Consider the following 22,334-nt stretch of genomic DNA (forward strand, 5'->3'; position numbering starts at 1 on the left):
TTCAGGCAACCAAGCCAGAGTCACGGTACTGGCCTGCCCAAAAATGATGCACACACAATTTGCTTTGGATAAGTCCATAACGCACTGGTTTTGCGATTGGCGCCCACAGGGCTTATGTACCGACCTGAAACGATAAGGACAGTACCATGGCAGATGCCGCAATTCCGCTGGCGCAGGCGGATCAGACCACCCCCGAGGTGGAAGAGCTGAACAAATACACCCGCGCCACGCTGGAACGGCACAAACGCGAAGGTCTGGATCTTGCGATCAAGGCGCGCTGGATCACCATGGCGGTGGTTGGCGTGCTTATCGCGTTTCTGCGGCAGGACTGGGACGTGCTGTATTACGAAGGGATCCTGGCCCTGATCGCTCTGAACGGCTGGTTCCAGCGTCGCGCGGGCCGGGTCGGCCAGTCGCGTGTCGAACTGGCTTTGCTGTTCGTCGACCTTCTGATCATGACCGTGGGCATGATCGCGCCAAACCCGCTCAGCAGCGACAGCCTGCCGCTGGCCATGCAGATGCGGTTCGAAAACTTCCTGTATTTCTTTATTATCCTTGCCGCAGGCACGATGGCCTATTCCTGGCGCACCGTGATGGCCATCGGCACCTGGACGGCGGGCATGTGGGCCATTGGCATCGGGCTGGCCTGGTGGTTCGCGACCCCGGTTCCCGGTCTTACCGAAGCTGCCGAACAGGCTTTTGGCGACTATCCTCGCCTGGCCGAGATCATGGACCCGAACAGCTTCCAGCTGGATCTGCGCTTTCAGGAAATCGTCGTCTTCCTTCTTGTCGCGCTAACCTTGGGCTTTTCGGCGCGCCGCTTTGACCAATTGCTGCTCAGCAACGCGGGGCTTGAACGTGAACGGGCCAACCTGTCGCGCTATTTCTCGCCCAACGTGGTCGAAGAACTGTCAAACAATGACGAACCGCTGAAACAAGTGCGCCAGCAGAACATCGGTGTGCTGTTCATCGACATCGTCGGCTTTACGAGCTTTGCTGCCGGTCGCGATCCTTACGAGGTGATCGAAGTATTGCGCGGGTTCCATGCCCGGATGGAGGCCGAGGTGTTTCGCCATAACGGCACGCTCGACAAATATCTTGGCGACGGCCTTATGGCGACCTTCGGAACCCCATTGGCAGGGGATCGCGACGCCACCAACGCCTTGGAATGCGCGCGGTCTATGATCGAAGTGATCGACCGCTGGAACACCGATCGTCGCCGGGCTGGCGAGCCCGAGATTTGTGCCGGGATCGGCATCCACTATGGCTCAGCCGTATTGGGCGATATCGGTGCGAACCAGCTGGAATTCGCGGTCATCGGCACGGCGGTCAATGTCTCAAGCCGGCTTGAGGCTCTGACGCGCACCCACCAGTGCCGCCTTGTCATGAGCGATGAACTCCGCTCCCGGGTTCAGGAAGAAGGTGAAGCCGCACCCGAATTGCTGGAGGGTTTCAAGCAAATGCCCTATCAGGAAATCCGCGGCATCGAAGGTCGCCGCACGATCTGGACCCTTGGCTAAGGCATACTCCACCGGCGATGCACCTGATCCGGGGGCAGCACATGCCGGGTCAGGACGTCTGTGCGCAAAACCCTTAATCTGGGTTTGGAACCTTCAGATAGTCTTCCTTTGGTATCTTCACGATCCCCCTGATCCCAAGCAGCAGCCTGTCGTCATCTTGCAGATCCGCGATCGCCTTTGTGACCGCCTCGAAAATGGCGTCGGCATCGTTGCCCGGTGCCGTGATCAGCGGCAAGCCGGGCGTGGGTTTTGTCCACTCCAGAACACGCAGCTCTTTCGTAAAAGGTTCATACCTTTCGATATTGCGCCAGGTCACGGCATCCAGTGATGCAATGTCCGCCCGTCCATCGGCCACGGCCTTGGCGGATTCAAGATGTGCTTCGGTTTGCAGGCGATCTTCGAACCAAAAGCCCCTCGGCGTCACATGCCAATACGGCGCGGCATATCCCGATTGCGAGAACGTTTGATTATACGCAAACCGGGCACCCATGAACGCATCCATGTCGGTTTGAGGGGCGTTTGCCCGGACAACCAGCGCGCTACGGTAATACCCGGGCGGGCAACCGGCTATGCCAAAATCCGGCGTGCCCACCAGTTCAACCTTGTCATGCAACCACGTTCGATAAGGCATCCCACAGGTTTGGCTTAGAACCAGTTCAGGATGGTTCCAGACAAAAAACTCTTCGCTGTCCTGTGACAGCGTTTCGGGGCTGTCGATACCCGCATCCCGCAGTGCGGTACGGATCAACTGCCAATAGCGGTCATGCGCGCCTGCTAGTTCGGGGCGCCGATACATCATCAGATTGGCAATCATCGAACAGGATTTCCTTTCACGGGTCGCTGCAAATTGAAGTTTCAGTGACGGTTTGGCACGGGTCTTAAACACGGAAAACCGGCACTTCGCCCGGCAACCCTTTGAGCGCATGATCCCCAACCTTGATCACTGGTTCGTTCAGGCGGTCAGCAAAGGCTTGGGAAAACAGCACTGGCTGATCCAGGGCCACGCACAGGCTTTCGATCCGTGCGACCATGTTCACGGATGGCCCCAGCACGGTGAAATCGATCCGCGTCCGGGACCCGATATTGCCATACAGAACCTCGCCAAAATGCAGCCCGATCCCAAACGCAACGCCGGCAACACCTTCGGCCCTATGCGCCTGACGCGCAGCCGACAAGGCCCGCGCGCAAGCATCATCTGCCCCCGCTTCGGTCGGGAAAATGGCCAGCAATCCGTCGCCCAGAAACTTCAGGATCTCGCCACCATGGCCTTCGATGGCGTCGGCCAGCAGTTCGAAATACTGGTTGGCCCGCTCCATCGCGTCACGCGGTGACAGTTCGCGATTCAGCTGGGTCCAGCCGCGAATGTCGCTGATCAAAATCGCCGCTTCGATGGTTTCGATATCGCCACGCGTGATCTGCCCGTCCAGCACACGCCGTCCGGTGCGTGGCCCAAGATACGCCTCGGCCACGGCCAAAGCGGTCTGGCGCGCACTCAACGCTTCGACCACTGGCGCGAAGGAGTCTGCCAGGGTCGCCAACTTTTGGATGTCGGTGTCATCAAAGCCCCCCTGACATTCAGTGCTGAAAATCAAACTTGCCCGCCCACCAGAAGAAAACACCAGCGGCAAAGCCAGATAATCGGTCATGCCCTGAGCCTGCAATTCGTGCAGAGACACGTGATCTTCCGGTGTCAAAGGGCTTTCTAACCGTTTCCGGACCGACTTTCCCGTCTCGATCACAATCTGGATCGGACTTCCGGTAACGGCAGACTTGTTCTCGAACCCATGCGGAGATTTGACAATGGGCGTGGCGTGTTGCCCTTTCAGCCATGTGGATGTGACCGCACGCAAAAGCGGATGCAACGTGCGCACAGACAGACGAACCCGGTGCACTGGCGCGCCCGCTGCATCCATTTGTTCACCCAGTGCCGTGATCATCGCATCCTGATGCGCCAGCATCCGCCCGTCGCGCATCAGCCAGCCGATCACGGCATGATGGTCCCAGTTGATGTGCTCCGAACCTGACATGATCCCAATCCTAGCCGACCGGGCCAGCAAGCACAGCCCTCAGCGTCCGGTCCAGACCGGATCCCGCTTTTCGGCAAAGGCCCGTGCCCCTTCTTTCTGATCTTCTGAGGCATACAGCACATCGACCGACCGCAACTGGCGCTGCGTGATCCGGTTCATTGCGTCCTGAAACTTGGAATCCTCGGCGTCTCGCACAATCTCTTTGATCGCGGCATAAACCAACGGCGGCCCGCTCGCCAAAACCCGGGCAAGCTCCCATGCGCGGTCCATCAGCTGATCGGCGGGCAGGATCTCATTCACCAACCCCCAGCGATGCGCCTCTTCCGCATCAAACCAGCGCCCGGTCAGCAGCAATTCCATCGCGATATGGTACGGAATGCGCTTGGGCAGCTTGACGCTGGCCGCATCCGCCACGGTGCCAGACCGTATTTCAGGCAGGGCGAACGTTGCGTGATCGGCGCTCAGGATCATGTCGGCGGACAGGGCAAGCTCCAGCCCGCCGCCACAGGCGATTCCGTTCACGGCGGCGATCACCGGCTTGTTCATGTCGCGCATTTCTTGCAACCCGCCAAAGCCTCCGACGCCATAATCGCCGTCAACCGCGTCGCCGTCATTGGCCGCCTTCAGATCCCAGCCGGGGCAAAAGAACTTGTCGCCGCCACCGGTCAGGATCGCCACCCGCAATTCGGGGTCATCACGGAAATCAGCAAAGACATCGCCCATGATCCGGCTGGTGGCGAGATCGATGGCATTGGCCTTGGGCCGGTCCAATGTCACTTCAAGGATCGGCCCGTCGCGCCGTGTCTTGACTGGGGTATCGGTCATCAGGAATCTCCTGCTGCAAAAGGATCATTATCGGGGTCGCGTATCGCGATGTATTCGGTCCAGAATGCGGCGTTTGTGGCGGCCTCATCGCCCAGCACCCGGGCAACCACGGCCAACCCCATGTCGATCCCCGCAGACAGACCCGACGAGGTAAAGAATTTGCCGTCTTCCACCCAACGTGCACTGCGCTGCCAGTCGACCTGATCAGACTGCCCCGACACCCAGTCATAGGCGCGCTTGTTGGTGGTGGCCTTCCGCCCGTCCAGAATGCCGGCCTTTGCCAGCAACACCGATCCGGTGCACACACTTGTCACTAGGTCTGCCTGCGCGCTGGCCTGCCGCAGCCAGTCCAGCATCACAGTGTTCTCGATCTCACGCCGCGTTCCCATGCCGCCGGGCACCAGCAAGATGTCATAATCGGCCCCATCGGCGAACACCCGGTCCGGCACCACCTGCGGCCCGCCCGAGGGTCGTACGGGAGCAGCGTTTTCCGCCACAGCAACAATCTCAAACGTATCTGGGTAGGCTGCGAACATCTCCAGTGGCCCGAAATAGTCCAGCATTTCGAACCCGTCGAACAATACCGCGCCAATGCGTTTCATATCTCTATCCCGTCCTGATCAGTGCATCGACGGCAACGGCCCGGTCAGCCGTACAGACGAGCGGATTGATTTCCACCTCGGACACCCGGTCGCTATGCTCCAGAACATAGTCCTGCACACCCAGCACGGCCTCCACAACCCCACGCATGTCGACACCCGGCTTGCCACGGTACCCCGCCAGCACCGGGGCGCAACGCAAATGCGCCAAAGCCGCTTCGATGTCGTCCCCGGACACCGGCAGCAACAGGCTGACCGTATCGCGCAAAAGCTCGGTCATCACCCCACCGGCCCCCAGTGTCAGCACGAACCCATGTGCGGGATCACGCAAGACCCCGATCAGCAGTTCGACCACGGTACCAGACACCATCTCTTCGACCAGAAAATGATTGCCGCCGATCTCGTCAACGGCAGATGCAACCTCATCTGCGGCCAGACCCAGCCGAACCGCCCCCGCTTCGGTTTTATGTGCATGTCCAAGACCCTTGACCACGAGGGGCGGCTGCAAAGTCGCGGTGATCGCAGCCGCTTCGCTAGCACGTCGCGCCACCGCGCTTTTCGGCACGGCCACACCATGGGCGGCCAATGCTGCCTTGGCTTCGGCTTCGCTCAAAACTCTGTCAGCCGCGCGCGTTCCCGGAACAGCGACTGGCACCAACGCAGGCGCCTGAACCCGCGCCGCCGCCTCTGCCGCCGCCAAAGCCGTATCCAACCCATGCAGCGGAACAACCCCGCCCGCCATCAACTGCTCAGCCACATCCAGCGGCATCAATTCCGGCAAAGACGCGACCATGGCAAAGTTCCGCCCGGTTTCTGCCCGCACCCGCAGCGCCGCTTGCGTCGCACAGGTCCAGTCGGTTGGATCGGTATGTGGATAATCGACAATGCTCAGCGTCAGCCCGATATCATCCCCCGTCATCGCGCCCCAGGCGGTTGCCATCGCGTCCGTGTCACGCCAGATATAGGTGTGATAATCCAATGGGTTGGCCAAGGCGACCATCGGCCCCAACGCCACGCGCAAGGCCTGTTTTCGCGCCTCTGGCAAGGTGGGCATCTCCAGATCACGCGCCACCGCCAGATCCGCAATCAGACTGGCCTCACCCCCCGAACAACTGATCGACGCGATCCGGTTTGACTGCAATGGCCCAACACTATGCAACAGCTTCAGCGTCTCCAGAAACTCGGCCAGATCTTGCACCGCCGGAATTCCCAAGCGCCGCATGAACGCCTGTGCCCCGGCATCGCTGCCGGCCAAAGACGCGGTATGAGACACCGTGGCTTGTTGCGCCTGCGCGGATTTGCCGACCTTCAGCGCGACGATGGGCACACCCTTGTTCCATGCAGCTTGCGCCAAAGCTTCCCAGTGGTGCAGGTCCCCGAACCCTTCGATATGCACTCCGATGGCCGTGACCCGATCATCGCCCAGCAAAGATGTGGCGATTTCGGCCTGGCTGGTCTGCGCCATGTTCCCGCAGGTCACCATATAGGCAATCGGCAGGCCCCGAGTCTGCATGGTCATGTTGATCGCGATGTTCGAAGATTGCGTCAGGATCGCAACGCCGCGTTCCACCGGCACCATTCCGTGCTGATCGGGCCATATCGCAGCTCCGTCCACCGCATTGACGAACCCATAGCAATTCGGCCCCAGCACAGGCATGTCACCTGCCGCCGCCACCAACTGCGCCTGCAGATCTGCGCCGTTGTCATCCTCAGCCTGTGCTTCGGTAAAGCCCGAGGCAAAGCAGACGGCGCCACCCGCACCCAGCGCTTGCAACGCGTCAACCGCCTCAATCGTGGCATGGCGGTTGATCCCGATAAATGCTGCATCAATTGCGCCCGGCCAGTCTTCCAGGCGCTTGTACGCCTTTAGCCCGGCAATATTCTTGCCCGACGGATGCACAGGAAAGATTTCGCCCGAATACCCGATCCGCCGCGCCGCCCCGATGATGGCCGCACACCACGCGCCACCACCGATCACAGCGATGGTGCGTGGACGAAACAAACGGTCCAAATCGCGCTTCATCTGCAAGCCGCCTTTTGGATATCAACGACAGAAGCCTCCGGCGGGGATATTTTCAGCAAGAGGAAGACACAAAGTATTAACTTCGATCGGCCAATGTTGTGCCACGGTACAGGCGGGGACGCCGATGACCGTGCAAGGGGAAGAGGGATCGCCTTCTTCGTCGGGGAGGCCGGGTAAGCCTCCCCATTTCCTCTTGCTCCAAATATCCCGGGGAGCGCGAGGGGCTGGCCCCTCGCTTCTGAAGTCGACGTTACGCGCCGTCGTTCAAAAGTCATTCGGCACCTCGATGAAATCCGCCTGTTGAAAGCATGCGCAGGTTCATCCCCCCAAAGCCCTCAGCATTTCACGGCTGATGATATGGCGCTGAATTTCCGAGGTGCCTTCCCAGATCCGCTCAACCCGCGCGTCGCGCCAGATCCGCTCCAAAGGCAGTTCGTCCATCAGCCCCATGCCGCCATGGATCTGGATTGCTTCATCGGCAACAAAGGCCAGCATTTCGGTTGCTTTCAGCTTGGCCATGGACATGTCCGATTCAGTCACCGTGCCCTGATCGAATTTCCAACCGGCGTCCCAGGTCAGCAGGTTCGCCGCCTTCAGTTCAAGCGCCATGTCGGCCAGCTTGAACGACACGCCCTGGAATTTGCCGATCTGCTGGCCAAATTGTTTTCGTTCAGCGGCATAAGCCACGGCGTGATCCAACGCGCGCTCAGCCCGACCCAGACAGGTTGCGGCGACTTGCAGGCGCGTTGCCCCCAGCCAGGTGTTCGCAACGTCGAACCCTTTGTCGACGTCGCCCAACACGGCTGAGGCAGGCAGGCGGCAATCGTCGAATTCCAGCACCGCGTTGGTGTATCCGCGATGGCTGACATTGCCATACCCGTCCCGCACCGCGAATCCGGGCGTGTCTTTGTCGACAAAGAACGCGGTGATCTTTTTCTTCGGTCCGCGCGGGGTGTCTTCGACTCCGGTCGCCATGAAGCAGATTGCGAAATCGGCAATATCGGCGTGCGAAATGAAATGCTTGGTGCCGTTCAGGATCCAGTCATCGCCGTCCTTGCGCGCAGTTGCCTTCATCCCGCGTAGGTCTGACCCGGCATCGGGTTCGGTCATCGCAAGGCAGTCCCATTTTTCACCCTTCATGCAGGGGTACAGGTACTGTTCCTTCTGGTCCTGCGTGCCCGCCAAAAGGATGTTCGAGGGGCGCGCCACGGCTGTCCAGTGCAGCGCATAATTCGCGCGGCCCAGCTCTTTTTCGTACATCAGCCATGTCAGCGTATCGAGACCCGCGCCACCGACCTCTTCGGGCATGTTGGCGGCATACAAACCGGCTTCCATCGCCTTCTTCTGGATGTCGCGTACCACATCCATGTCCAGCACGCCGGTGCGTTCAATTTCGGCCTCGTGAGGGTAAAGTTCGTTCTCGACAAAGGCACGCGTCGTTTCGACGATCATCACCTGTTCTTCGGTCATCCCGAAATTCATTATACCTGGTCTCCGTGATTACCTATGATTGGCCGGTGTCTTTTTGTGGGTGAATGGGTGTCTCAGACGGCCGTGCCCTTACTGGCGCAAGGCAGCGCCCCTTGGCAAAGCGTCTGTCATGGGCGCCGCCGCTCTTTCAGCCTTTGACGCATCATCGCCTGACCTTCGTCGGTTCCGTCATGGAATGTGCCAAACGCCGTGTCCCACGGCATATCAAGCGTGCCATAGTTCACTTCGAAATACCGGTGATGCAGCTGGTGGTGAAAGTTCCCCAGGTGCAGCCGCTTGCGCCCACTGGCCCAGAACCCTTCGAAACCGGTATGCGTGGTTACCGCGTAGATCGCATAGAACATCAGATGAAAGATCAGATGCACCGGGTGCGTCGGGACCACGAAGTGAATGATTACGGTGCCGAAATACATGACATGTTCAACCGGGTGCATGCTGAGCCCCGACCAAGGCCCGATATCGGTGTTACGATGGTGCAGGGCGTGAAACCGGTACAGAACGCGCGAATGCAGAGCCCGGTGAATCCAGTAGAAGTAAAAGCTTTCCCAGATCGGGATCAGGAGGAATACCGCGATAAACCAGACCGGGCTGTCGGCCCAGACCATCGTCGGCGCATATCCGTTGGCCATTGCCCACCAGATCAGCGCCTCCCATCCCGACCAGATGGTCACGCCTGACGCCAGCGTCCAGACCATGTTGTCGCGCAACTGATGGCCAAAGGTGAACATCCGCCCCGCACGCGGGAAGGGGCGCGGGTCATACTTGTGCTCTGTGCCCTGCATCTGGTGACCGTGAAACACCAGATGCAGCCCATGCGCGACCAGCGTGATCAGCACTAGGTTGCGCAGCCAGATCTCGGCAATCCACCACCCCGGGCGGGCGGCCTGCTCTAAGGTTGGCGATGCCCAGGCATACGAGGCAAAGGCCAATCCCACGATCACCAGATGGATACTGATCGGGAACCAGCTGTCCCAATACCAGCGCAGGACGGCCAGTGGTTTGGGCGGCCATTGCCACAAGGGCATCACCCGAATGGGAAGGTCAGGTTTATGGTTCCATTCGGTTCGGCTCATCGTGTGTACATCTGCTTTTTGAACGCGCGCGTGCGCTTGGTCGCTTCGGCGCTGCCGTCGTGAAAAGTGCCGAACCACGTATCGAACGGGATTTCCGAGGTGCCATAGTTGCACTCGAAATACCGGTGATGCAGCTGGTGAAAGAAATCCCCCGACTTGGCGATTTGTGTGTCGTTGGCAATGAGCTTTTCGAACCCCGAATGCGACAGCACCGGGCTGACCTGCTGAAAGAACGCATGAAACAGCAAGTGCAGCGGATGCGACGGGATAATCAGGTGAATGAAATAGGTCGTGAAATACATCATGTTCTCAAACCAGTGGTTCGAGATCCCTGACCACGGCCCGACATTCACGTTGCGATGATGCACCGCGTGCACATGCGGATATAGAAACGGCTGATGCTCCAGCCGGTGTACCCAATAGAAATGCAGCCCTGACCACATCGGGATCAGCGCCATCCACGCCACAAACCACACCGGGTGTTTTGCAAAGCTCACCACCGGCACCCATCCGTTCGCCATCACCCACAGGATTACGGATTGATACACCGTCGCCACCGTGATGGCGCTGCCAAGGGTCCACCACATGTTGTCCCAAACCTGATTGCGAAAGGTGAATATCCCGTTGTCGCGCGCCAGATTACGAGGATCGAACTTGGTCTGCATCCCCTGACCCTTGCGCTGGTACAACCACCAGTGCAGCCCGCCTGCCACAATGATCTGCGGCACAAGGTTCATCAACCAGACCCGGATGATCCACCCCGGCCGCACCGTCGCCATCTGCTCCAGCGGCGGCAGGGCCACCACATAGGCCAGCACCGCAATCGCGAAACACACCGTCAGGGCGGTAACCTGCAACCACGCTCCGCTATACCAATCCAGCACCGCACGCGGGCGCGGCGGCCATGAAAACAACGGGTTCAACCCCAGGGGGCTGGGCGGGCAATAATGCCAGCGCCCCGCCTCGGGGTCTTGCGCGGTATCAGGGGCCAGTGTCACGACCGGTCCTTAAGACGCGTAATCCGACCCTTCCGAGTCGAGGATCGCCTTCAACTCGGTCAGGTGACGGATGTCCTGCTCGGGGTACTCTTCAATCTCTTGCGCGGTCTTTTCCGCGATATCATCCGGAAGCACCCGCAGCGGTTGGCCGGTCTGCAACGCCCGGATATAGGTCTCGGCGGCGCGTTCGAAATAATAAAGACGGTTGAAGGTTTCGGCGACCGTATCGCCGATAATCATGACCCCGTGGTTGCCCATGATCATGACCTTCTGCTTTGGGTCGGTCAGCAGCGCCGCACAGCGCTCGCCCTCATCCTCAAACGCCAGCCCGCCATAGCCATCGTCGATGACATAGCGGTTGTAGAAAATAGCACAATTCTGATCGATCGGCGGCAACCTGGAATCTGCCAAAGACGCCAGCACCGTGGCAAAGATCGAATGCACATGCATCGCACAGCGGGCATGGCCGCAATGGCGATGAATACCGCCATGCAGCCCCCAAGCCGTCGGATCCGGCGCATCCGGGCCTTCCAAAGTTTTGGGATCATTGGCATCGACCACGATCAGATCGCTTGCCTTGACCCGCGCGAAATGCACCTGATTGGGATTCATCAGAAACCGCGTGCCGTCGTCGTTGATCGACAGGCTGAAATGATTGGCCACGGCTTCATGCATGTTGAGCCGCGCGGTCCACCGAAATGCGGCGGCCAGATCCACCCGTTCCTGCCAGTGTTCCATGTTCGGACGCAGATTCGTGACGGTCATCGTCGGTCTCCCCTGTTTCGCCACAGCCTGCCTGCGCGGCTTGCGTCTGACCAACAAAAAAAACGCAGGCTTCCCATTAGCTCAGCTTATGCATAGTTTATGCACATGCAGCCCAACCTTCCCCCGCTTGGCTGGCTCCGCACGTTCGAGGCCGCCGCCCGCCACCTGTCGTTCACCGGGGCCGCGCGGGATCTGCACATGACGCAAAGCGCCGTCAGCCAACAGATCAAATCGCTTGAACACCACCTGGGCAAGCCGCTGTTCCACCGCCGTCCCCGCGCGCTTGAACTGACCGAGACCGGAATCACCTATCTCCCCGTGGTGTGCGATGCCTTCCGCACGCTCAGTCGCGGCACCCGCGCCGTCACCGGCAACACGACCCATGCCGTACAAGTCCAGTGCAACCTGTCCTTCGCGGTCCACTGGCTGGCCCCGCGCCTTGCCCGATTTCGCGAAGCCCGCCCCGACATCCAGCTGAACCTCTCGACCGAGATTTGGGAGCCGCGCGAAGTGGCCGAGGGCGCGGATATCGAAATCCGCTATGCCCTGCGCCCCGCCGATACCGTCCGGGCCGAGCTTTTGCATAGTGATCATTATTACCCGGTCTGCGCGCCCGACTATCCTGTGACGCTTGAAACGCTCGCCGATCAGCCGCTCTATGATTGCACCAACCTGTTGTGCACATGGGCTGGCTGGGCCGAAGATCAGGGCCTGCCCTGGCCAGATCCACCCGTGACCTATGCCACAACCTTCACCGTCACCCTCGCCGTTGCTGCCGCAGGGGGCGGCATGGCGCTGGGCCATGATGTTGTCACCGCGCGGATGATCGAAACCGGCCAGCTGATCGCCCCCTTCGCCCACCGCGCCGCGATGCAAGAGGCATACTATCTGATCCTGTCACCCCAGGCCGAACAAAACCCCGACGCCGTGGCCTTTACCACCTGGCTCAGGGCGGAAATTCGAACGGCGTCCGAAACGATGACCATGTCGGCCATGGCCAGCCCCGCTGGCCCCTGAAAGAACACCATACACAATGCCTTGAAGTACGCGTCGCAATGCGGGACGGAGCTACCGTCGCCTCGGTTGCATACCTGATCACTTCCCTAAGCTAACAGGCGCTTGCAAGTCAGTTGTTCAAATTTAGGAGGTTTTTGAGCTTTTCGACCGTGAGCCATGGTCTTATACTGTGGATGGCTCGATGACACGTTGGGCAGACCATTCGCAGGTCGGAAACCTTGGTCTCTCCGTCGTGCTTGTTGTCAGAAAGTGGTATGTCGTGATGGGCTTCGATGATCCGGTTGCGCATTTTGGTCGAACCAAAGCGCTTCTCTGGGTTCAGGGAGCAGGCTTCGCAAAAGAGCCGCCCGTTCCTTTCAATGAACAGCTTCTTTGCCCTTTCGACAACACGCCGACTCCGTTCGCGCGACCTGTGCAGCCTTTCGACCAATAGCCCTTCGGGAAAGCTCGCCTCTTCCTCCTGATCAACGGAGTCCGTTGCATCTTTCGAGAGCACCAGCTCCCTAAGTGAGTAATACTGATCTGCCGTCATAAGAAGCGCGCGGTAACCTGGATGGGAAACCCTATAGATTGTTGGCGGCATAGGAACGGGCTGCGCCAAAATATGCAGATCCTGCGGCGAAACCGAGACTCGATAGTCGCCCACCTCCTGTCTTAGACGATTTGCAATTTGCTCAACGCTCCGGCTCCCATAAGCCGATCCGAGGCTGTTGTCTTCGCTGAGCGCGAAAACCTCTTGAGCGCGCCTGAGCACCACCGGTTCTGGCAATTCTGACAAGCCATAGGTTGCATTCTCGACAAAGCCGACAATCATTGGAACCGGACTTGCATGCGCTCCAAGAACAAAATTAAATTGCCTCTTATCAAAGCCTGCCGGTGTTGCCCTAAGGTAGAGATGGTAACGACCATCCTCCCAGACGTCCTTGGCGAAATTCCAGTCCTCATGCCCAAGGCCTTGCTTCCCGACATAGTCATCACCACCTTTCCGGCCGCCATGAGGGCGGTTCCAGCCTTGTTCATTTCCAGCCATCCGAATGTATCTAAAATTGGTCATGCGAGGCGTCCCGGTTATTTCTTGTAGCTCGGCCACCTGGAGCGGCGATGTCAATACTTCTTGAAGGAAACGTAAAGTCCATGAGGGGCTTAAAGCTGACGACTGCTGAGGGCCGTGTAGAGGTTTACTCACGGAATACAGACAAGATCTGAACTCGCAATCTGGACCTGAACAGATGATCGGCGTGGGGCTAGCCCAATGGGCGGCTGGGCACCCAGGCATAGCCGTCTGCGCAGAGGATATAGGCCTCGCGCAGCCCGTGGGGTTTCTCGCTCGCCGCTTGCAACACCATCGCGCCAAAGCTTTCGGCCCGGAGAACGGCCTCATCCGGGTCGGTGTCATACAGCCTGATCTCGATCCCACTTCCACGCGGCGGGTGTTCGGGCACCAGACCCAGCAGCGGGTTGGAATGATACGTGCTGTCGCTGTGCAGCTGGAACACCTGATCGCCATAAGTGACAATGGCGAAATCTGCTGTCGCCTGATGCGTCGCCATCCCGAACACGTCGCGCAAGAACGTGCAGGTCGCGGGGACGTTCCGCACCAGCAGGTTCAGTCCAATGCCTCGCAACGACCGTCCGAAATCTCCGGCAGAAACTGTTTCGTATTCCATGAAACCACCCTGACCGCGCTGGGTCTTCCGGGCAAGCCCTTCTGACGGCAGATATCGTGACAGTTTCACGATGCCCCGACGCTAGGCCTTGCGCTTGGCGCACCTTATGCAACACTCTGGCGCATGACACATATACCTTTCCCAAGCTGGCCCGATGTTGCCCCTCGTTTGATCGCCGTTGCTGCAGGGCGAGACCCTACCGATCTGGTGATCCGAGGCGGAACCTGGGTCAATGTCCACACCCGCGAAACGCTGCCCGGCCATGATATCGCCATTGCCGAGGGGCGCATCGCCTATGTCGGCCCCGATGCGTCTTACTGCATCGGCCCCGAGACGCAGGTGGTTGACGCCAACGGGCGCTATATGATCCCCGGCTTGTGCGATGCGCATATGCATATCGAATCCGGCATGCTGACCCCAGCTGAATTCGCCCGCGCCATCATCCCGCATGGCACCACCAGCATTTTCACCGACCCGCATGAAATCGCCAATGTTCTGGGCCTGCCCGGTGTCCGCATGATGCATGACGAGGCGCTTTTGCAGCCGATCAATATCTTCACGCAAATGCCATCCTGCGCCCCGTCCGCCCCGGGTCTGGAAACCACCGGGTACGAAATCAGCGCCGAGGATGTTGCCGAAGCGATGGCATGGCCCGGTATCATTGGTCTGGGTGAGATGATGAACTTCCCCGGTGTTGCCAACGCCGACCCCAAGATGCTGGCCGAGATTGCCGCGACCCAGCGGGCCGGAAAGACGGTGGGCGGGCACTATGCCTCGCCCGACCTTGGCCCCGATTTTGCCGCCTATGTCGCGGGCGGCCCGGCAGATGATCACGAAGGCACCTGCGAGGCGGACGCCATCGCCCGCGTCCGTCAGGGCATGCGCAGTATGATGCGGCTGGGCAGTGCGTGGTACGATGTCGAAAGCCAGATCACCGCCGTGACCGAAAAGGGGCTCGATCCGCGCAACTTCATCCTGTGCACCGATGACTGCCATTCCGGCACGCTGGTCAACGAGGGCCACATGAACCGCGTCGTCCGTCATGCGATTGCCTGCGGTTGCGATCCGCTGATCGCGCTGCAAATGGCCACGATCAACACAGCCACCCATTTCGGGCTGGAGCGCGAGCTTGGATCGCTCACCCCCGGTCGGCGCGCCGATGTGATCCTGACCTCGGACCTGACCACGCTGCCGATCGAACAGGTCTGGGCGCGTGGTCAGCTGATCGCTGAAAATGGCGAATGCCTGGTCGATTGCCCGCATTTCGACTGGCCGGACAGTGCCCGCAACACGGTGCATATGGGCCATACGCTGACGGATCAGGATTTCGAGATCAAAGCTCCCGATGGGGCCAACTCTGTCCGAGCCAACGTGATCGGCGTAGTTGAAAATCAGGCTCCGACCAAGGCGCTCAAGGCCGATCTTCCCGTTGTTGACGGTCTGGTCGAAGGGCAGGGCGGTACCTGCCAGATCGCGCTGGTCGAACGCCACCGGGCCACCGGCGGCGTGACCAACGCTTTTGTCAGCGGTTTTAACTATACCGGCAAGATGGCCATGGCCTCGACCGTGGCGCACGACAGCCACCACATGATCGTTGTCGGCACCGACCGCGCCCAGATGGCGTTGGCCGCAAACCGGCTGGCCGAGGTTGGCGGCGGCATCACCATCTTCCGCGACGGTCAGGAACTGGCGCTTGTCGAACTGCCCATTGCCGGGCTGATGTCCGATGACCCGGCAACCGCAGTTGCGGCAAAGGCGCAGAAGATGGTCGAGGCAATGGAGGCCTGTGGCTGCACCCTGAACAACGCTTACATGCAGCACTCGCTGCTGGCGCTGGTGGTGATCCCGGAACTGCGCATCTCTGACCTTGGACTTGTCGATGTCCGCACCTTCGAAATGATCCCATTGTTCGAGGGGGCCGAATGACCAGCCTGCACACCCCAACGGCCCCACTGCCCGAAGCGTTCACCGATGCCCGGGCGGCCGTCGCCCGTCTGGAACAGCTTTATGAACAGGCCACAGACTTTCTCTGTGACAATTTCGGGGCCGCGATGACCTCGGGCGCGCCCGAAGGCCGCTACCGCGCCTATTATCCCGAGATCCGCCTGAAAACGACCAGCTTTGCGCAGGTCGACAGCCGGCTCAGTTTTGGCCACGTCGCCCAGCCCGGCACCCATGCCACCACGGTGACCCGACCCGATCTGTTCCGCAACTACCTGACACAGCAAATCGGGCTGTTGATCCGCAATCATGGCCAGCCGGTTATGATCGGCCTGTCAGACACGCCGATCCCGGTGCATTTCGCCGTTGCCGCGCGCGGTGGCGTCACTGTCCCGCAGGAAGGGGCCGCCGACTTCACCCTGCGCGATGTGTTCGATGTGCCGGACCTGTCGACCACCAATGATGACATCGTCAACGGCACCTATGTGCAAACTGACGGCACCGGCCCACTGTCGCTGTTCACCGCGCAACGCATCGACTATTCGCTGGCCCGCCTTGCGCATTACACCGCGACCGCCCCTGAACATTTTCAGAACCACATCCTGTTCACCAACTACCAGTTCTATGTGTCCGAATTCGAAGCCTTCGCGCGCATCCAGCTGGCCGATCCCGACAGCGGCTATACCAGCTTCGTCAGCACCGGAAATACCGAGATCACAGACCCCGAAACCCCGATCGAGGCGCCGCTGAAGCTGCCGCAGATGCCGACCTATCACCTGAAACGCGCTGACGGGTCGGGGATCACGCTTGTCAATATCGGGGTCGGCCCGTCCAACGCCAAAACCGCCACCGACCACATCGCCGTCCTGCGCCCGCATGCCTGGTTGATGGTTGGCCACTGCGCCGGTCTCCGAAACACGCAGGCGCTGGGCGACTTTGTTCTGGCGCATGCGTACCTGCGCGAAGATCACGTGCTTGACGATGACCTGCCCACCTGGATCCCGATTCCGGCGCTGGCCGAAGTTCAGATCGCGCTGGAACAGGCAGTGGCCGAGATCACCCAGTTCGAAGGTTTCGACCTCAAACGCATCATGCGCACCGGCACGGTCGCAACCATTGACAACCGCAACTGGGAACTGCGCGAACACAGCGGCCCGGTGCAGCGGCTCAGCCAGTCTCGCGCCATCGCGCTGGACATGGAAAGCGCCACAATCGCCGCCAACGGCTATCGCTTCCGGGTGCCCTATGGCACGCTTCTTTGTGTCAGCGACAAGCCGTTGCATGGCGAATTGAAGCTTCCCGGCATGGCCTCAGACTTCTATACGACGCAGGTCGCGCGCCATCTGGCCATCGGTATCCGCGCCATGGAAGTCTTGCGCACAATGCCGCTTGAACGCCTTCACAGCCGGAAATTGCGTTGCTTTGACGAAACAGCCTTCCTCTGAAGGCATAAAACTGCCGGAAAATGCGCGATTTACCCTTGTTTTGTTACACAATCCGTTGTGTTGCTTCACAATATACCGTTAAAGTTACGCGATGAGGCCCAAGATCGGGCACACGAAGGAGACCATGAAATGGCAAAACCAATGACAAAGACCCAACTTGTGGCCGCTTTGGCTGAAGAAATGGGCACGGACAAAAAAGCCGCCGGCACCGCTCTGGACGCCGTGGCAGCGATCATCACCAAGGAAGTGTCCGGCGGCGGTGCCGTGACCATCCCAGGCGTCGGCAAAATCTATTGCCGTGAACGCCCCGAGCGCGAAGTGCGTAACCCAGCCACCGGCGAAAAATTCATGAAAGAGGCCGACAAGGTCGTCAAGATGACCATCGCCAAGGCGCTCAAAGACAGCGTCAACGAATAATCCTTTCACTCTGCGAACGGATCAAAAGGGTCGCCCCAGTGGCGGCCCTTTTTGTATGCGGGCTGTACCCAATCGCTTGGGCGCTGTTTCAGCAGGCGGGCTTGCGCCCTCGCGGCGCCTCGATCATATTCAGCCCATGCGCAATTCCAGATTTCTTATGACGCTTGTTGGTGCGGTCGTCGCGGGCCTTTTTGCAGTGTCGCCTGCCGCGCACGCGGGCACAGAAACCCGGACGCTTGTGGTCCGGGAAGGTGCGACTGCCAGTCTTCTCAACGGCGCGTTTACCTTCAAGGTGCTCAAGCTGAACGGGTATTCGATCCGGGTAAAGGTTGCCGATCAGATCCTCGTGCTGAAAACGGATCAGTCATTTGCCCCGACAGATACAGGTTGCACCGTTGTTTTCGAAGAAGTCGCAACAGAAACACGTCTGGCCCGGTTTTTGACCAACTGCTCATAAGCTTTCCGACACAGCGACCTTCAGCGAAGCGCAAACGCCAGAAGAACAAGGCACACTATGATGTTCAGCGCCCAGATCACCAAAGCAACACGTCGGCGCAAGCTCATGTGTTTGAACGAGTCAGTCATATTCAAAACGCTCCGACAAAATGCGGTTGTTTGGCGTGCCGCGCTGTAACAGGTGGCCCTCAACGATATCCATCATAATGGCAGGACCGCACATCACAAACACCCAGTCTCTCATCTCATCAGGCGAAAACACCCGGTCCATCAGGGCCGCATCAATGAACCCGGTCTCTCCTCGCCAGTCGGTGGGTGGTTCCGACAGCACATAGGTCACGTCTACGGCGTCCAGTTCGTCGCGAAACGCGATCTGATCAATCCGCCGGTTGCCATAGATAACCTTCACCTTCCGGCGATCCCCAGTCAGGCGCATCTGCCGGATGATCCCCAGCAACGGTGCAAGCCCCACACCGCCTGCGATCAAGGCAACACCGGGTTCATCGCGGCCATCGACTGACAGGCTGCCATATGGGCCGTCAAGATAGGCGGCCGTTCCCGGCTTGATCTGACCAATGGTCCGCGTGAAATCGCCCAGCTCTTTGATCAGAAACGATACCTCCGGCCCGCCCGCCGGGGCCGAGGAAATCGAAAATGGGTTTTCCTTCAGCGAGAACGCACTGTGCCCGACATTTAGCCAGGCAAACTGACCCGCCCTGTAGTCAAAACCGTCATGGCATTCGGGCGTGACAATCAACTCCCACTGCTTGGGCGTCACACGGGTGACGGACACCACGCGCCAGGGGCGCGCTTTGTCCCGCAGCGGGACAATCAGGAACACATACAGCAGCGACCCCACCGCGATCCCCGTCATGCCCAGCCAAAGCCACGTCATGACAGGCTGCGACCCATAGCGCCCGGCATAAACGGTGTGATGCAACAAAAGCAGCGCGATCAACAGCGCACCGACCCCATGCATCAAGCGCCACGTTTCATACCTGTACCCCAGCTGAGTGCGCCCGATGGCCAGCAGAACAAGGGTTGGAAGCAGCAGAAACGCGGCAATACCCGTCGACAGATAAGTCAGATCCGTTGTGATTGTCAGTTGCCGCGTAAGGTCCCATGGGCGATGACCGCCCGCCGGCGTCCCTTGGTACAGAAATGGGTGCACCATCGCGAAAACCAGCGCCGTGCGCGCCATCACCTGATGAAACCGCATCGTCAGATCCATGCCGATGCCATTGGAAACGCTCTTGAACCGGCCCGACAGGACAAACTCCATCAGGATCATCGCAAACGCCAGTATTCCAAGACCGGATGCCAATTCCTGATGGACCGGGCGTGGCGGCCCCCCGAACAGCCAGGACAGGACCAGCGGCAAAAGGACGGCGAAAAGATACACGACAATCAGAGAAAGCTGTTTCATAGCCTCATTCTGACCACCTTCCACGGAAGGTACAATTTCGATTCCATCCAAATGCCCGATTAGGGCTGTTCATGTCACCCGTCCAACCTCAGTGACAAGAGCGGCAACCGGGGAGCACCGCGCTTTCAACGTCAGGCAAGGTGATCCCTTGGCTTGGCGGCTTGGTTTATCGATTGTCGCACTCTCGATCTCAAAATCGTGCTATAATAATTCTTTGGCTTTGGCCATTTTTGAGAATTTTCAAGAACATTTTAAACGACTCCGACACACAACATATTCAGCAAAAGGAAATGAACGTCATGAGACACATTTTTCTAAAAGCCGCCCTCGTCTTGGCAGTCCTCGTTATCGCTCTCACGGTTGAGGCACCTGCGGCTCTTGCACTGCAAAAAGGGTTGGTGGAAGATTTCAATGGCTGCTCCAAGGAAGCGGACAAAGCCAAAAGAGAGATTTGTTGTGAATCCGTTGAAGAAGATTGCACCCAAACATGCAGCGACCAGTTTGGCCGTGATGGGAAACCCGGTGGACTTATAACATGTGAGTGGGATTGTGACACCGGGGTGGACAGTTGCAAAGACGGCGACTTGTTTCCAGAGGTCACGACAACGCACATCTGCCGCTTTGATCAAAGCAAAGACAAAACGATTGTGGAATTGAATTGTATGTTCGAGTTCACACCAAATGAGGGCTTCGAACTGCCTGAATTGCCAAATTACAAAAAGTGACGGGGTTTTGACCCAGCGAACACCGCTATCTCGGTCATCACTTTAAACCCCAGGCGGCAAGGATACCTGTCGCCATACGTCACGCCGGGATCCGGAAACCCTGGCCCGTTCCAAACCGGAACGGACCAGGCAGATATCAGTGCCAGCTATCGAACACCTCACGGGTCTCGATACTTTCGGGGCGCAGGTTCTCAATCCCGCCATAGGGTATTCCCTTCCCGATCGGCAGATGCGGATACTTGGCGATCATGTTCAGGTGGCGCTTGGTCATGTCCTGAAACGATGCGCCGGCCCACAACGCGATGCCGATGATCGGGTTCATCTCGCGCGGATCACGCAGCAAGTTAAAGACCGGAGCAGCGGCCCCCGGCAGCCCGGGTGCAGGCATGTGCATCTTGATGTCCTGCTTCACGATCGACCGCAGCAGCGGGCCCTCATAGACATACACATAGTCACGTCGCGAATTGCCTTCACCTTCGATGAACAACGCCGTCTGATCCACACCATCAATCACCCGGTCACGCGGAATGTAATCCATGCCACCAGCGATGCGGGCAAATGTTGTGAACAGATCGGACACGTGAATGATGTCACCTGCAGCACTGCCCGCAGGGATGACGCCGGGCCAGCGCACAAAGGCGTCTGTGCGTACGCCGCCTTCCAGATGCTGGGTCTTACCCCCACGATAAATCAGTTCCATCATGCCCGAATTGGGCGAGTAATAGTTGAAGATCCCATTGTCAGACATAAGAACGACAATCGTGTTGTCCGCTTTCCCAGTGCTGTCCACGGCGGCAAAAAAATCGCCCAGCCAATCATCCAGCAGTTCCATCTTTTCTGCCATATAGCCGCCGTTGCGCGATTTTTGCTGGTCTTGGTCATAGACAAAGTTCAGCGGATACAACGGCCAGTACTGCATGAAAAAGGGTTCGTCTTTGGCAGCCAGGGTGTTGAGCTGTTCAATGGCCTGCTCTTGATACCGCACGTTCATGTCGTGGTATTTCGCCTGCGTCCAGACTTCGCCGGCTTCCATATGCACTTCGCGTGCCAGCTTGCCGACCTCGGCTTCAAGGCCGGTGACCAGACCATATGGCCTGAACCGCTGGTCGATCGCATAGGGGTTTGTTTCCCCGGAAGGATCAAACCCAACCATGTTGTTTGCCTGCATCGCGTCGCGGGTCATCAGCGACAGTTGCACCTGCTGGTGAACCGGAAAAGCCGCCCAGTCAAACCCCTGATTGTGTGGGAAAGACTGTTCGATGTCTCCTTGGTGCCACTTGCCAACGTGCGCAGTGTTATACCCCACTTCCTTCAGGATTTCGGCGATTGTGACCTCTTCTGCGGCCAGACCTTCGCCGACAAGAGCCACTTTGACCTCTTCCTGCCCGGCACGCACGGGATGGCGTCCTGTCAACATCGCGGTACGGGTCGGAGTGCAGGATGGCTCGGTGTACATCCGCATCAGGCTCATGCCCTGATCGGCAAAGTCATTGATGTTCGGCGTGTCGATCCCGGTCACATAGTTCATAGCCCGGTTTCCAAGGATACCAAAGCTGACATCATCGATCAGGACATAGACGAAGTTAGGGGGGTTGCCGCCATTGGCGTCCCGGATTTCTGCCAGTTTGGCGTCAATGGCCTTGTCCTGAGCGCTCCATTTTTCTTGGTGCTGAGCTTCTAGGTAAAGGTATTCCCCATCACGAATGATGTCACCACTCTGCGCATGAACTGACGTGCCCAGTATTAGCGACACGGCAATCGCTAGTGTTCGTTTCATGTTTGTCCCCCTCTATTTGTCGTTATTAGGCTTCAATGTGTCTACGTGGCCCAAGCTCATCCAGATCTACCTTTTCAGATCAAAAGGCGCCGTCTTGGGCGCAAGAACTGCCACTGGTTGAAACCTGCCTTCGGTCGCGATG

Annotated in this window: 20 protein-coding genes; 7 read left to right on the plus strand and 13 right to left on the minus strand. The window is 58.9% G+C overall.

What is annotated here, in order from left to right; all coding sequences use genetic code 11:
- Positions 1-146: 146 nt before the first annotated feature.
- On the plus strand, positions 147-1,520 hold the full coding sequence (locus FOY56_RS20520; protein WP_146348027.1) for an adenylate/guanylate cyclase domain-containing protein: 1,374 nt from the start codon (positions 147-149) through the stop codon (positions 1,518-1,520).
- A gap of 73 nt (positions 1,521-1,593) precedes the next feature.
- On the opposite strand, the gene FOY56_RS20525 is transcribed toward FOY56_RS20520, so the two are convergent.
- From FOY56_RS20525 to FOY56_RS20565, 9 genes are all read right to left on the minus strand, one after another.
- Entirely contained in the window at positions 1,594-2,334 is a 741-nt protein-coding gene (locus FOY56_RS20525) for a phosphate/phosphite/phosphonate ABC transporter substrate-binding protein (protein ID WP_146348028.1), read from the minus strand.
- 64 nt (positions 2,335-2,398) lie between these two features.
- A complete protein-coding gene (locus tag FOY56_RS20530) occupies positions 2,399-3,547 on the minus strand; it encodes an adenylate/guanylate cyclase domain-containing protein (protein ID WP_146348029.1) in 1,149 nt (382 codons plus the stop codon).
- Positions 3,548-3,586: 39 nt separating this feature from the next.
- Positions 3,587-4,372: a carnitinyl-CoA dehydratase gene (locus tag FOY56_RS20535; RefSeq protein ID WP_146348030.1), complete on the minus strand. Its 786-nt coding sequence runs from the start codon at positions 4,370-4,372 to the stop codon at positions 3,587-3,589.
- Positions 4,372-4,974, minus strand: coding sequence for a DJ-1/PfpI family protein (locus FOY56_RS20540; RefSeq protein WP_146348031.1), 603 nt, complete (start codon positions 4,972-4,974; stop codon positions 4,372-4,374). Before FOY56_RS20540 ends, FOY56_RS20535 begins: the two co-directional genes overlap by 1 nt.
- Positions 4,975-4,978: 4 nt before the next feature.
- Complete coding sequence (locus tag FOY56_RS20545) at positions 4,979-6,994, minus strand: acetate--CoA ligase family protein (protein WP_146348032.1); 2,016 nt, start codon at positions 6,992-6,994, stop codon at positions 4,979-4,981.
- Between the two features lie 318 nt (positions 6,995-7,312).
- Positions 7,313-8,476 (minus strand): acyl-CoA dehydrogenase family protein, encoded by a 1,164-nt coding sequence (locus FOY56_RS20550; RefSeq protein ID WP_146348033.1) that lies wholly within the window; start codon positions 8,474-8,476, stop codon positions 7,313-7,315.
- Between the two features lie 116 nt (positions 8,477-8,592).
- Entirely contained in the window at positions 8,593-9,558 is a 966-nt protein-coding gene (locus FOY56_RS20555; protein ID WP_146348034.1) for a sterol desaturase family protein, read from the minus strand.
- Complete coding sequence (locus FOY56_RS20560; RefSeq protein ID WP_246139550.1) at positions 9,555-10,556, minus strand: sterol desaturase family protein; 1,002 nt, start codon at positions 10,554-10,556, stop codon at positions 9,555-9,557. Before FOY56_RS20560 ends, FOY56_RS20555 begins: the two co-directional genes overlap by 4 nt.
- 9 nt (positions 10,557-10,565) lie before the next feature.
- On the minus strand, positions 10,566-11,321 hold the full coding sequence (locus FOY56_RS20565) for a class II aldolase and adducin N-terminal domain-containing protein (protein WP_146348035.1): 756 nt from the start codon (positions 11,319-11,321) through the stop codon (positions 10,566-10,568).
- A gap of 105 nt (positions 11,322-11,426) precedes the next feature.
- Between FOY56_RS20565 and FOY56_RS20570 the strand changes: the two genes are divergently transcribed.
- Complete coding sequence (locus FOY56_RS20570) at positions 11,427-12,338, plus strand: LysR substrate-binding domain-containing protein (protein ID WP_146348036.1); 912 nt, start codon at positions 11,427-11,429, stop codon at positions 12,336-12,338.
- A 109-nt stretch (positions 12,339-12,447) separates the two neighbouring features.
- On the opposite strand, the gene FOY56_RS20575 is transcribed toward FOY56_RS20570, so the two are convergent.
- On the minus strand, positions 12,448-13,392 hold the full coding sequence (locus tag FOY56_RS20575) for an HNH endonuclease (protein ID WP_186766411.1): 945 nt from the start codon (positions 13,390-13,392) through the stop codon (positions 12,448-12,450).
- A 190-nt stretch (positions 13,393-13,582) separates the two neighbouring features.
- Positions 13,583-14,005, minus strand: coding sequence for a VOC family protein (locus tag FOY56_RS20580; RefSeq protein WP_146348038.1), 423 nt, complete (start codon positions 14,003-14,005; stop codon positions 13,583-13,585).
- A 123-nt stretch (positions 14,006-14,128) separates the two neighbouring features.
- Here FOY56_RS20580 and ade point away from each other — a divergent pair, with 123 nt between their 5' ends.
- The 4 genes from ade to FOY56_RS20600 all read left to right on the plus strand — a co-directional run bounded on the left by ade (position 14,129) and on the right by FOY56_RS20600 (position 18,265).
- Complete coding sequence (gene ade, locus FOY56_RS20585) at positions 14,129-15,931, plus strand: adenine deaminase (RefSeq protein ID WP_146348039.1); 1,803 nt, start codon at positions 14,129-14,131, stop codon at positions 15,929-15,931.
- Positions 15,928-17,391, plus strand: coding sequence for an AMP nucleosidase (locus FOY56_RS20590; RefSeq protein ID WP_146348040.1), 1,464 nt, complete (start codon positions 15,928-15,930; stop codon positions 17,389-17,391). Before ade ends, FOY56_RS20590 begins: the two co-directional genes overlap by 4 nt.
- Positions 17,392-17,520: 129 nt before the next feature.
- Entirely contained in the window at positions 17,521-17,808 is a 288-nt protein-coding gene (locus FOY56_RS20595) for an HU family DNA-binding protein (protein ID WP_146348041.1), read from the plus strand.
- Positions 17,809-17,965: 157 nt separating this feature from the next.
- Positions 17,966-18,265: a hypothetical protein gene (locus FOY56_RS20600; RefSeq protein WP_222435013.1), complete on the plus strand. Its 300-nt coding sequence runs from the start codon at positions 17,966-17,968 to the stop codon at positions 18,263-18,265.
- Between the two features lie 120 nt (positions 18,266-18,385).
- Here the strand turns inward: FOY56_RS20600 and FOY56_RS20605 are convergent, their stop codons facing one another.
- Entirely contained in the window at positions 18,386-19,690 is a 1,305-nt protein-coding gene (locus FOY56_RS20605) for a ferredoxin reductase family protein (RefSeq protein WP_146348043.1), read from the minus strand.
- 299 nt (positions 19,691-19,989) lie between these two features.
- Here FOY56_RS20605 and FOY56_RS20610 point away from each other — a divergent pair, with 299 nt between their 5' ends.
- Positions 19,990-20,415 carry a hypothetical protein gene (locus FOY56_RS20610; RefSeq protein ID WP_146348044.1) on the plus strand — a complete coding sequence of 142 codons (426 nt, stop codon included), beginning with the start codon at positions 19,990-19,992 and terminating at the stop codon, positions 20,413-20,415.
- A gap of 136 nt (positions 20,416-20,551) precedes the next feature.
- Here FOY56_RS20610 and FOY56_RS20615 read toward each other — a convergent pair whose 3' ends face one another.
- Positions 20,552-22,192, minus strand: coding sequence for a sulfatase-like hydrolase/transferase (locus FOY56_RS20615; protein ID WP_146348045.1), 1,641 nt, complete (start codon positions 22,190-22,192; stop codon positions 20,552-20,554).
- Between the last annotated feature and the right edge of the window lie 142 nt (positions 22,193-22,334).

The organism is Falsiphaeobacter marinintestinus (genome assembly GCF_007923355.1).
GTDB classification, from domain to species: Bacteria; Pseudomonadota; Alphaproteobacteria; order Rhodobacterales; family Rhodobacteraceae; genus Phaeobacter_A; species Phaeobacter_A marinintestinus.

What these genes read in the sequence shown, in the direction of transcription:
- FOY56_RS20565 (WP_146348035.1), bottom strand. Translation starts at nt 11,321, where the DNA reads ATGACCGTCACGAATCTGCGTCCGAACATGGAACACTGGCAGGAACGG.
- FOY56_RS20605 (WP_146348043.1), bottom strand. Translation starts at nt 19,690, where the DNA reads ATGAAACAGCTTTCTCTGATTGTCGTGTATCTTTTCGCCGTCCTTTTG.
- FOY56_RS20545 (WP_146348032.1), bottom strand. Translation starts at nt 6,994, where the DNA reads ATGAAGCGCGATTTGGACCGTTTGTTTCGTCCACGCACCATCGCTGTG.
- FOY56_RS20595 (WP_146348041.1), top strand. Translation starts at nt 17,521, where the DNA reads ATGGCAAAACCAATGACAAAGACCCAACTTGTGGCCGCTTTGGCTGAA.
- FOY56_RS20615 (WP_146348045.1), bottom strand. Translation starts at nt 22,192, where the DNA reads ATGAAACGAACACTAGCGATTGCCGTGTCGCTAATACTGGGCACGTCA.
- ade (WP_146348039.1), top strand. Translation starts at nt 14,129, where the DNA reads ATGACACATATACCTTTCCCAAGCTGGCCCGATGTTGCCCCTCGTTTG.
- FOY56_RS20535 (WP_146348030.1), bottom strand. Translation starts at nt 4,372, where the DNA reads ATGACCGATACCCCAGTCAAGACACGGCGCGACGGGCCGATCCTTGAA.
- FOY56_RS20555 (WP_146348034.1), bottom strand. Translation starts at nt 9,558, where the DNA reads ATGAGCCGAACCGAATGGAACCATAAACCTGACCTTCCCATTCGGGTG.
- FOY56_RS20600 (WP_222435013.1), top strand. Translation starts at nt 17,966, where the DNA reads ATGACGCTTGTTGGTGCGGTCGTCGCGGGCCTTTTTGCAGTGTCGCCT.
- FOY56_RS20575 (WP_186766411.1), bottom strand. Translation starts at nt 13,392, where the DNA reads ATGACCAATTTTAGATACATTCGGATGGCTGGAAATGAACAAGGCTGG.
- FOY56_RS20610 (WP_146348044.1), top strand. Translation starts at nt 19,990, where the DNA reads ATGAGACACATTTTTCTAAAAGCCGCCCTCGTCTTGGCAGTCCTCGTT.
- FOY56_RS20550 (WP_146348033.1), bottom strand. Translation starts at nt 8,476, where the DNA reads ATGAATTTCGGGATGACCGAAGAACAGGTGATGATCGTCGAAACGACG.
- FOY56_RS20530 (WP_146348029.1), bottom strand. Translation starts at nt 3,547, where the DNA reads ATGTCAGGTTCGGAGCACATCAACTGGGACCATCATGCCGTGATCGGC.
- FOY56_RS20590 (WP_146348040.1), top strand. Translation starts at nt 15,928, where the DNA reads ATGACCAGCCTGCACACCCCAACGGCCCCACTGCCCGAAGCGTTCACC.
- FOY56_RS20540 (WP_146348031.1), bottom strand. Translation starts at nt 4,974, where the DNA reads ATGAAACGCATTGGCGCGGTATTGTTCGACGGGTTCGAAATGCTGGAC.
- FOY56_RS20525 (WP_146348028.1), bottom strand. Translation starts at nt 2,334, where the DNA reads ATGATTGCCAATCTGATGATGTATCGGCGCCCCGAACTAGCAGGCGCG.
- FOY56_RS20520 (WP_146348027.1), top strand. Translation starts at nt 147, where the DNA reads ATGGCAGATGCCGCAATTCCGCTGGCGCAGGCGGATCAGACCACCCCC.
- FOY56_RS20570 (WP_146348036.1), top strand. Translation starts at nt 11,427, where the DNA reads ATGCAGCCCAACCTTCCCCCGCTTGGCTGGCTCCGCACGTTCGAGGCC.
- FOY56_RS20580 (WP_146348038.1), bottom strand. Translation starts at nt 14,005, where the DNA reads ATGGAATACGAAACAGTTTCTGCCGGAGATTTCGGACGGTCGTTGCGA.